This is a genomic window from Leucobacter sp. BZR 635 (assembly GCF_048061935.2).
In the GTDB taxonomy this organism is placed as follows: domain Bacteria; phylum Actinomycetota; class Actinomycetes; order Actinomycetales; family Microbacteriaceae; genus Leucobacter.
Window position 1 is genome coordinate 1 of sequence record NZ_JBLUNZ020000016.1, and the last position, 10,093, is coordinate 10,093.

At 67.0% G+C, this 10,093-nt stretch carries 9 protein-coding genes; 3 read left to right on the forward strand and 6 right to left on the reverse strand.

Going from position 1 to position 10,093, the window contains the following annotated elements; genetic code table 11:
- Positions 1-975, reverse strand: a 975-nt coding sequence (locus ACI1US_RS02370; RefSeq protein WP_461637875.1) for a tripartite tricarboxylate transporter substrate binding protein, incomplete at its 3' end; no start/stop codon positions are given.
- A gap of 173 nt (positions 976-1,148) precedes the next feature.
- Here ACI1US_RS02370 and ACI1US_RS02375 point away from each other — a divergent pair.
- Both ACI1US_RS02375 and ACI1US_RS02380 read left to right on the forward strand, forming a co-directional pair.
- A complete protein-coding gene (locus ACI1US_RS02375; protein WP_461637877.1) occupies positions 1,149-2,384 on the forward strand; it encodes a sensor histidine kinase in 1,236 nt (411 codons plus the stop codon).
- The gene (locus ACI1US_RS02380; protein WP_461637879.1) at positions 2,384-3,184 is read left to right on the forward strand and encodes a response regulator transcription factor; all 801 of its coding nucleotides are present in this window, start codon (positions 2,384-2,386) and stop codon (positions 3,182-3,184) included. The genes ACI1US_RS02375 and ACI1US_RS02380 overlap by 1 nt, the downstream gene beginning before the upstream one ends.
- A 13-nt stretch (positions 3,185-3,197) precedes the next feature.
- Here ACI1US_RS02380 and ACI1US_RS02385 read toward each other — a convergent pair whose 3' ends face one another.
- The 3 genes from ACI1US_RS02385 to ACI1US_RS02395 all read right to left on the reverse strand — a co-directional run bounded on the left by ACI1US_RS02385 (position 3,198) and on the right by ACI1US_RS02395 (position 6,902).
- Positions 3,198-3,629 (reverse strand): Cpe/LpqF family protein, encoded by a 432-nt coding sequence (locus ACI1US_RS02385; protein WP_461637881.1) that lies wholly within the window; start codon positions 3,627-3,629, stop codon positions 3,198-3,200.
- Positions 3,630-3,836: 207 nt separating this feature from the next.
- Positions 3,837-5,216, reverse strand: coding sequence for a TRAP transporter large permease subunit (locus tag ACI1US_RS02390; RefSeq protein WP_461637883.1), 1,380 nt, complete (start codon positions 5,214-5,216; stop codon positions 3,837-3,839).
- Between the two features lie 48 nt (positions 5,217-5,264).
- Positions 5,265-6,902: an amidohydrolase gene (locus ACI1US_RS02395; protein WP_461637885.1), complete on the reverse strand. Its 1,638-nt coding sequence runs from the start codon at positions 6,900-6,902 to the stop codon at positions 5,265-5,267.
- Positions 6,903-7,010: 108 nt separating this feature from the next.
- Between ACI1US_RS02395 and ACI1US_RS02400 the strand changes: the two genes are divergently transcribed.
- A complete protein-coding gene (locus tag ACI1US_RS02400) occupies positions 7,011-7,685 on the forward strand; it encodes a TetR/AcrR family transcriptional regulator (RefSeq protein WP_461637887.1) in 675 nt (224 codons plus the stop codon).
- 106 nt (positions 7,686-7,791) lie between these two features.
- Here the strand turns inward: ACI1US_RS02400 and ACI1US_RS02405 are convergent, their stop codons facing one another.
- Positions 7,792-9,267 carry an MDR family MFS transporter gene (locus ACI1US_RS02405; protein WP_461637889.1) on the reverse strand — a complete coding sequence of 492 codons (1,476 nt, stop codon included), beginning with the start codon at positions 9,265-9,267 and terminating at the stop codon, positions 7,792-7,794.
- A 12-nt stretch (positions 9,268-9,279) separates the two neighbouring features.
- On the reverse strand, positions 9,280-10,093 hold an 814-nt coding region (locus ACI1US_RS02410), incomplete at its 5' end, for an MFS transporter (protein ID WP_461637891.1).

Here is a 10,093-nt window from a genome sequence, read left to right on the forward strand (position 1 = left end):
CCCCGTCATCACCTGCTCGATCCAGTAATAGCGTTGAACCGCGGAGGCCCACTCAGGAGTCGCGAGCGTGTCTTGGACGAGTGCCGTGAGCTCAGCCGTCTCGTCTTCGGTGATGCCCGCGGGAGCCGCCAGCATGCGCCAGTTTGCGAGGGTAATGTCGAACCCCTGTTCGCGCGCGGTCGGGATGTCGATTCCGGGGATTGGCTCCTCGGCGACAATCGCGAGCGCGCGCAGCCGTCCGGATTCGATCTGATCGATATTGTCTGGGTACCCGCCCGTCGCTGCCTTCGCTGTCCCGTTGAGCAGCGCCGCAACTGCCTCGCCGCCGCCGTCTGACGAAATATAGGTGGTGTCGACTGGGTCGATCCCGGCGGCGAGCGCAAGGTCGGTGACTACGAGCTGGTCGAACGATCCCCCGCCCGTCCAAGGAATCGCTCCCGGGTCTTCCTGCCACGCTGAGACGAGGTCGCCAAGGGTGTCAAACGGCGAGTCCGCTGGGACAACGATCACGTCGTACTCTTCAAAAAGGATCGCGAGCGGGGTGACGTCGTCGAGGGTCGCGGCGGAGTCATACTGAATTGTCGCGGCGAGCAGCCCGGTTCCGCCGACGAGCATCGTGTTTGCCCGACCTTCCAGGCGCGACATGTTTCCGAGCGCGATCGTGCCCCCGGCTCCTGGCATATTCACCACCTGCACGTTCGCGGCGAGACCGTTGGCGCGCTGCGCTTGCTGCATCTCTCGCGCGACGGTGTCCCACCCTCCGCCGGCGGCCGCCGGCGCGATGATCGTGAGCGACGAATGGATGTCTTGTCCGGCCGTTGCTGAACTGATCGATCCGAAAGACGCCGCTCCGACCGCGGCCACCGCCACCATGCCTCCGATGAGCCGCGCGGCGGTGCGCTTTGCTGATCGGCCGGCGGTGCGGTTCTGGGCTGATTCTGGGGGCTCTGGGGCCGCCATGTGAGCGTTCTCCACTGCATCACTCCTTCGTGAGGGTGCAAGGCTGCACCGCGTCTCGCATCAACTTTGCAGCTTCGACGGAGGAGCCGCCTGATTCACCGCTTTAACCTCTTTGATGCTCACGGCGTCGACGGTGGCAGCGCGCGTTCGAGCCTCTAGACTGGGTCAGCGACAAGGAGGTGGCTGGTATGAGTGGTGGGGGTACCCCTCGCTACGTGCGGCTGGCAATGCTGTTTCTGCCGACCCTCATCGTGGTTGTTGGGGTGGTACTTACGGCGAGCATTGCAGCGACAGTGCAAGAGCGCAGCATTCGCGATACCACCGCTGAACGGGTGTCTGATGTCGCGTTGAGCCTCGCGGAACTGGCGCAGGTGCGCAGCGCCCTCGCACTCGTCGAAACCGACATGGCTGCGGCGACTGCGGATCTGCAACCACTTGCCGACGTCATCGAGCGGGCAGCTGGCGTCGACTACGTTGTGATCAGCGACGAACACGGTATTCGCGCGACGCACCCGACGCCGTCCGAACGCGGCAAGCAGGTCTCGACTGACAACTCGGCTGTTCTCGCTGGCGAGTCCTTTCTCGGCACCGAAACCGGCACGCTGGGTTCGACGCTTCGGGCAAAAGTTGCCGTGCGTGACGCATCCGGCGAAGTCATCGGTGCGCTCTCCGTGGGTATCCTCGAGAGCCGTATCGCTGCTGATGCGTCGGAGGCCTTTGGCCGACTCCTCCCCTGGGTCATCGGAGCCCTCGTCGTGGGAACGCTCGCGAGTTCGGCAATCGCTGCGGTGCTTGAACGCCGATTCCGGAGGTTTGATGAGGCGGCACGTGAAGCGGCAGAACTCCGGCGCACCGCCGCAGCGCTCCAAGAACAATCACACGAGTTCCTCACGAGACTCCACGTGATCCACGGGTTGGTGTCACACGGCGACAGCGATGATGCGCTTGCCTATATCGCCCGCGTGGCTCCGCTCACGAGCGGAGGCCCTGACTCGAGCCTCAGCGAGCAGCCGCTGCTCCGCGCCACGCTTGACGCGTTGCAGGCGGAGCTCCGCGCACTCGGCGCTGAGCTGAGTGTCGAGATCTCGGTGACTTCCCCAGTGGACGAGCAGACAACGCTGGTGATCACCAATCTGGTTCGCAACGCTGGCGAAGCGGGAGCGCACCTCGTGCACTGTGCTCTCGACGAAAGAGGGGGCTGGTTCTATGGCGAGGTCACGGACGACGGCCCCGGCATCCCCCTAGCGGATACCGATCGGGTGTTTGCCCGCGGCGTCACCACGAAGCAGGATCTCACCGGCCTCGGGCGCGGAATCGGGCTCGACCTGGTCAGGCGCGCGGTCGCGGGCCGCGGCGGCAGTGTCGAGCTCGGTCGAGCGTCGCTGGGCGGCACCCGATTTCGCTTCGAAATGACGGTGCGCTAGTGGCCAACCGTTCTCCAGCGTCGTCAGGTCGTGGCGGTTCACGCGACATCGAACGACCGATTCGGGTGCTCGTTGTCGACGACGATCCCGGGGCTCGCCTCCTCCACGGCCGCTTCGTAGCGGGTGCCCCTGGGTTTGCGATGGTCGCCGCTGTGGGAACCGGTCTCGCGGCAGTCGCGCACGGAATTCGCGGCGGGGTCGACCTCGTGCTGCTCGATATGCGACTTCCCGACATTAGCGGCGTCGAGGTGCTCAATCGGCTGCGCACGCTGGGTGAGCATTCCCCCGACGTGCTCGTGATCAGCTCGTCGCAGGATCGGGTGACCGTACGCCAAGCACTCGCCGGCCACATAGTCGGGTACTTGGTGAAACCGTTCACCGAGGAGGCGCTCCTCGGGAGGCTTGCGGTCTACGCGTCCGAGCGAGCGGCAGTGGCCGCTGCAGCCTCGCACTCGCGCGATGTGCCTCTCGCGCAGGGCGAGATCGATAAGCTGCTGTCGACCGGACGTGTCACCGTGCAGCATCCGTCAGGGTCAGCGTCGAGTGCCGGTGCGGCCGAACCTGGGTCGCTGCCGAAGGGCATCTCCCAGGTCACGCTCGACCGCGTCGTCACCGCGTTAGACCCCGTTGTTCCCGTGACCGCGAGGGCGCTGGCGGCGAGCCTGTCGATCTCGCTCGCGACCGTGCGTCGATATCTCGACTATCTCGAGGAGACCGGGGCGATCGACCTCGCCCACCGCTACGGTATGCGGGGTCGCCCGGAGGTGTTGTACCGACGCGTGCCTCCGCCGATGGACTGACGGCGGGGCTGCGTCACTGTTTCGGCGCTGCCCGCACGAGCATCTCCGCGATCGTCCCGCCCTCTTCAACTCGCATTTCGAGCGACAGCGACGTGCCTGAAGCCCCGGTGATGCGGGCTGCGCCGAGCACGTCACTCACGTCTTGGTATCCGGTAACGACGTAGGGCCTGTCGGGCCGTACCCCGGCGTTCATCTGCTCGGCGACGGTTTCTGCGGGGGCTTCCTCGGCGAAGCTCTTCGTGAACTTCCCCTCGAGCTCGTGCGGGGCGATATCAGCGTCGGCGTTGAGCAGGTCGAGCATCCACTGGATCTGCAAGCCCGCGGTGGTCTGCGGAAGCGCGACCGCTGCCACTTCTTCGGTTACCCCGGCAGAGTCTCCTTGTGCGCCGGGTGCGGTAGCGCAGCCGCTGAGCATGAGTCCCGCGCCGAGTACGAGAGCCGACACCGGGCCCAGGAGCCTCCGACTCCCCCTGGCTGGTGTGCTGAGTGCGCCGCGCTGCTGCATAAATTCCTCCGTGCCGAACCGAACGTGTCACCAGCAACCTACCAACACCGCACGCGCGGCGTCCAAGCGCCTCACCACAGCACACCCCCCTACAACGTGCGCTGCCCCGGCCGCAAGATGCAGACCGGGGCAGCGCGCGGGGCAAGACTAGCCGTTGAACGACACGTAGCCAGCGATGAGGTACGCGATAAACGACAGCACCGCTGCGACGCCGGCGTAGGGCAGGATCGACAGCATGAGGTTCAGCGGCTTCACGCCGACCGACTTCGATGCGAGGATCATCCCGTCACCGTACAGGCAGGTTGTCGATCCAAGGGCGGCGCCCGAGAACACGGCAGCGCCGGCAAGCACCGGATCCACACCGACCGCGATCGCGAGCGGCAGCACGACGGGCGTGATGACCGCCGCGAGATCCCAGAACGCGCCGGTCGCGTACGCGTACAGGCCGCACACGAGGAACACGATGGCCGGGAGCAGTGCACCGTTCATGATCGGCTCGGTCGCGCCGATCACCCAGTCAGCGAGCTGCAGGTCCATGTTGATCTGCTGCACCATGAAGGCGAGCACGAACAGCACCATCACGTAGCCCATGCTCGTGATGCCCTCGAAGGCCTGGTCGAGCACGCCCTTGAAAGTGAGGCGGCGCTGCGAGACGTAGAGGATGATCGCGACGACGACCGCGGCGGCGGCACCCTTCACAATGTCGACCTCGGTGAAAATGGTCACGAGCACGAGGGTGATGATCGGGATGAGGAAGTTGAACGGCAGCGGACGCTTGCTCTCAACGCCATCCTCGGCGAGCTCGAAGGCACGCTCCTCGGGGGTGAGGCCCTCAGGCAGCGGATCGCCGGTGCGGTCGACGCGCTCCTGCTCGCGCTTGAGCGGGCCCACGAGCGGCAGCACGCCGAGGGCGAGCAGCAGGCCGATCGCGAGCGCGATCCAGCCGAAGAAGATGTACGGCAGGCCTGCGATGTACGCGCCGAAGCCCGAGCCGTTGACGGTGACGCCGTCCTGTTCGAGCAGGGCTGAGAAAAACACGGCCCAGGTCGAGAATGGGATGATGACCGCGATCGGTGCCGACGTCATCTTCACGATGGTTCCGAGCATTGTGCGGGGCACGTTGTAGCGGTCAGTGACGCGCTTCATCGAGGTGCCAACGGTGAGCGCGTTGAGGTAGTCATCGATGAACAGCGCGATGGTGAGCAGCCAGGTGAGCAGCAGCGACTTGCGGCGCGAGTTCACGAAGCGTTCCGTCCAGCGTGCGAAATCGCTCACGGCTCCCGAGGCGTTGAAGTACGCGATGAGAATGCCGAAGAGCACGACGACGAGCACGAGCCAGTGCACCGTCTCGTTCGACAGCGACGATCCGACGAGGCCGACCAGGGAGTCGAAGAACCCCCAGCCGCCAATGAGGATCGCGCCGACGACGGTGCCCGAGAGCAGCCCGAGCAGGGCTCGCTTGGTGAGCACCGACACGACGAGGACGGTGATGACTGGCAACAGTGCCAGTGCTGTGTTTTGGACCACGATGGCCTTTCAGGAGGCGGGAGATCCCGCACAGTTGGTGGGGTGAGTTTACTCGGCGTGCGAGGTGTGCAGACCGTCGAGATAGGTGGCGCGCACCGGCAGCGTGGCGAGGTCGTCGCCTGTTACCTGGAGTGGATCCTCGGCCCAGACGGCGAGGTCTGCGCGGGCGCCCGCTCGGATGATGCCGAGGTCGTCGTCGCCCTGCGCGAGCGCTGCACCGCGGGTGTACCCGTGGAGCGCTTGAGCGGCCGTAAGCCGCTCTTCTGGTTCATACACGAATCCGTCGGTGTCGCCGGGCGCGCGGCGCAGCATCGCCCAGGCGAGGCCGACTCGTGCGTCGAGGTCGGCGATTGGCCAGTCGGATCCGAGGGCGAGCGGGGCCCCTGCACGAAGCACGGTGCCGGCGGCCCAGGCGCGGGAGGCGCGCTCGGGCCCGAGCCTGCGGGCCCACTCGTCGCTGCCGTCGGCGATGCGCCACTGCAGGTGCGGCAGCTGCATCGAAGAGGTGATGCCGGTGGCGGCGAGCCGGGCGACATCGCGCGGGTCGAGGGTCTCGAGGTGCTCAATGCGGTGCGGCACGCCGCTGCGCGAGATCGATCCGACCGCCTCGTACGCGGTGATGGTCTCGCCGACGGCCCGGTCACCGATCGCGTGCGTTGCGATCTGGAAGCCAGCTTCAGCGAACTCGCGTACCGCTGCCTGAAAGTCTTCGGTGTTCGGCCAGAAGCCGGTGAGCCCCTCGCCGTCTGCGTCGGCCTCGTAGAGCCAGCCGGCGCCCGTGTCGATGACCCCGTCGGCGTAGAGCTTGATGACGCCGCCCCGCCACCGGTTGCCCGCGCGGTCTCGCTGCGCCGCGATGGCCGCCCGCTGCTCGGCGGAGTAGCCCGGCTTCACGTCCATGGCGCTCACGATGCGCACGGGCAGGCCCATGCCGCTCGAATCGAGCGCCTCAAGCAGGTCGAGGGTCTCGGAGTTTCCGTCCATGATGGTGCCGCCGGTGAGGCCGGATCGGCGCATCTTTGCAAAGGTGCCGCGCGCCGCGGCGAGGGTCTCTTCGCGGCTCGGCTTCGGGGCGATGTCGAGGATCGGCTGGTACGCGCTGTCTTCGCGGAGCTCGCCGGTCGGCATTCCCTGCGCGTCGACGACGATCTCGGAGGTGTCCTCGAAGTCACGCGCGCCAGTGATGCCGGAGCGCCGGAGCGCCTCGGTGCTCGCAACCGCGGTGTGGAAGTCGAAGAAGAAGACCATGGCGGGCAGATCGCCAACGGCGTCGTCCACGAAGCGGGAGGTGAGCTGCGCGCCCTCAAACACTGCGTAGTCGAGGTTCCAGGCGCGTACCCACGGCGATCCCCCGCCACTGCGCACGCGCGCGGCTTCGGCTGCGAGCGCCTCTCGGAGCTCGCGCAGGTCGCGGACGCCACCGAGGTCTGCGCCCTGGCAGAGCTCGACGCCCTGGATCGGGTGCAGGTGGGCGTCGATCAGGCCCGGAGTGATCGTCGAGCCCGTCGCGTCGTCGATCTGGGTGGCTTCGCCCCGGAACGCCGCGTCGATTTCGGAAGGCTCGCCGACGGCGAGAATGCGGCCGCCGGTGATCGCGATGGATCGTGGCTGCGTCTCGGAATCGCCATCGACCATCGTGTGCACGCGAGCACCTGCGATGATCAGGTCTGCGGTCGTTGCTGCCACGGTGGCCTCCCTCGGTTCGTGAGACCCCGTATCCTCGAATGGACGCGGGGCAAGATCAATTTACGCACATTCAATAATGTCTGCAACCCCGCGAGAGAAGGAAGTTCCATGACGACGGGCCCCGAACCCCAGCGATCCGCCGGAAGACCCCGCACCGCGGTGCTGTCTCCCGAGCGCATTTTGGCTGCCGCATTCGACCTCGCCGACGTGCGCGGCGCCGATTTCACGCTCGCGGCCCTCGCCAGAAACCTCGAGGTGCGCCCCTCCGCGCTGCACCACTACTTCGCAAGCAAAGACGACCTCATCGCCGGCATGCGCGGCCAGCTCGCGCGCCGGATCGGCAACCACCACTTCGAAACGCTCCCCTGGCACGAGGCGATCTTCTCGTGGGCGCGCGCCTACCGCCTCACCATCGGCGCACACCCCGGAATCATCGCGGCGCTCGCGACACTGCCCGTCGACGACGAGCCCGAGTCGATCGTCGACTACGAACGGATCGCAGCCGCGATGCAGCGTGACGGCTACCCGGAACACCGCATCGTCCCGGCAATCATCGCGATCGAATCGTTCGTCATCGGTTCCGCGCTCGACTCGCTCGCGCCGGAGGACAACCTGCGCCCCGTCGACAACGCCGACATTGCCCCGCATCTCACCCGGGCAGAGCACGCTGGCCGCGCCTACGCGGCAAAGCAGGGGCGCTCGCTCAACGATGAGACTTTCGAGTTCGGCCTCGCCGCGCTCATCACGGGGCTCCGAGCGGGCGGCACCGGCCACGGGGCGTAAGCACCGCGGCCGGGCCCACGGCCCGATCCACGGCCGGATCCACGGCCGGTTTCGCGGCCCGATCCACGGCCGGATCCGCGGCCGGGCTCACGGCCCGATCCGCGGCTCAGACCGCGGCGACCTCCGCCGGCTCCTCGCGCACAAACAGTGCGACAACCGCACCGACCGAGGCCAGCGATCCCCCGATAATGAACGCGACGCGGGTACCGTGCGCGAGTGCCTCCGAGTCGACGGCGGCGGCATCTCCCCCAGCCCAGCTCACTGAGACGAGCGTCATCACCGTCACGAACAGTGCGGTGCCTGCCGCGCCAGCAACCTGCTGCACCGTCGAGATCATGGCGCTGCCGTGCGACGCGAGCGTCACCGGGAGCGACCCGAGCGACACCGAGAACAACGGCGTGAAGACACCCGCGAGGCCGATGCTCAGCACGAGGTGCGTCGCGAGCACCTGCCAGACGCTGGTGGCCTCGGTGAAGAGCCCCATGCTCAGCAGGGCGAGCGCGGTCACAATCGTTCCGGGAATGAGCATCGGGCGCACACCGCGCGCATCGATCATCCGGCCGACCACGGGCCCGAGCAGCCCCATGAGCAGCCCGCCCGGCAGCAGCAACAGCCCGGTCTGCAGCGGGCTCAGCCCGAGCACGTTCTGCGCATAGATCGGAAGCAGAATCAGCGAGCCGAACAGCGCCATCGAGGCGCAAGCGATGAGCACGACCGACAGCGCGTAGGGCTTGCTCTTGAAGGTGCGAAGGTCAAGCAGGGCGCGGTCATCGCGCTGCAGCACCGTCTGCCGCCAGATGAACAGCGCGAGCGCCACAGCCCCGATGCCCGCGGGCACGAACGGCGAGATGAGCGCCTTGCCGCTCGCGGCAGCTCCGACCTCGCTGAGGCCGTAGACGAGCCCGCCGAAGCCGAGCACCGACAGCAGCACCGACACCAGATCGATGGAGGTGCGCTTGCGCACGCCGACGTTCGGCATCTTGATGCCGCCGAGGATGAGCGCGCTCACCGCGATCGGCAGCACGAGCAGGAACAGCCAGCGCCAGCTGAGCACCTCAAGGATGAGCCCGGAAACGGTCGGCCCGAGCGCCGGAGCGACAGACATGACGATCGAGATACGCCCCATGAGCCTGCCGCGCTGGTTCGGCGGCACCAGCGTCACGACAGTCGTCATGAGCAGCGGCATCATGATCGCCGTGCCCGACGCCTGAATCACGCGCCCAACGAGCAGCACCGGCAGTCCGGGCGCGAGGGCGGCAACAAGGGTTCCTGTGCTGAACAGCGACATCGCGACGATAAACAGGGTCCGTGTCGGCACGCGCTGAATGAGCATGCCGGTGATCGGAATCACCACGCTCATCGTGAGCAGAAACGCGGTCGTCAGCCACTGCCCCTCAGACGCCGAAATACCGAGAGTGTGCATCAGCTCTGGGAGCGCGACGCCCATGATTGTCTCGTTGAGGATCACGACGAACGCTGAGCCCAGCAGGAGCCACACGGCGAGCTGCTCGCGCGCACCAAAGACACGTTCTCCGGGATTGTTGGGACGGTCGAATTCTGGGGTGCTGTCTGCAGAAGGCATAGAAGGGATATTCTACGCGCGTTTCCGCCCCGGCTGGGCACCTGGCCGCGACCGCGACGCTCTCCCGCCGCGGTGGTCGCGCACGCCGAGCGCGATGCCCACGCCCGCGGTCGCGATCAGCGCACTCGTGAGGAACGCGACGCGCAGGCCCGCGACCATCGCGGCGGGGGTCTCGGCGAGCGCGAGACCCGCGTGCCGCACGGAGAACAGGGTCATCAGCGTGACGAGCAGCGCAGTGCCGACGGCAGCGGCAAGCTGTTGCACGGTGTTCAGTGTCGCGCTACCGTGCGACGCGAGACTCGCCGGGAGGGATCCAAGCGCCATCGCGTAGATCGGCGTAAACACCCCAGCGAGCCCGATGTTCATGAGCGTGTTCGTCGCGAACAGCTGCCACAGCGGCGTGTGCTCGGTAAACAGCACCATTGACCACAGCGACAGCGCCGTAATCGTAGTGCCTGCAACGAGCACCCAACGACCACCGCGGGCATCCACGATCCGCCCCACGAAGGGAGCGAGCGCCGCAGACACGATGCTCCCAGGCAGCACGATGAGCCCGGTAATGAGCGGCGCAAAGCCGAGCACGTTCTGCGCGTACAGCGGCAGCAAGAACAACACCCCAAACAGCGAGATGCTGCTCGCAACGAACACGACTGTGGTGCGCGTAAACGTGCGGTGCGAGAACACCCTGAGGTCGAGCAGCGCCCTGTCTTCGCGCTGGAGCGCGCGCTGGCGCAGCACGAAACACACCAGGCCGAGCACCCCGGAGACGAGCGGGACCCACGGCGACAGTGTCGGCGCCCCGACCGCGAGCGAGCCAACCGCGCTC

What these genes read in the sequence shown, in the direction of transcription:
- ACI1US_RS02375 (WP_461637877.1), top strand. Translation starts at nt 1,149, where the DNA reads ATGAGTGGTGGGGGTACCCCTCGCTACGTGCGGCTGGCAATGCTGTTT.
- ACI1US_RS02400 (WP_461637887.1), top strand. Translation starts at nt 7,011, where the DNA reads ATGACGACGGGCCCCGAACCCCAGCGATCCGCCGGAAGACCCCGCACC.
- ACI1US_RS02405 (WP_461637889.1), bottom strand. Translation starts at nt 9,267, where the DNA reads ATGCCTTCTGCAGACAGCACCCCAGAATTCGACCGTCCCAACAATCCC.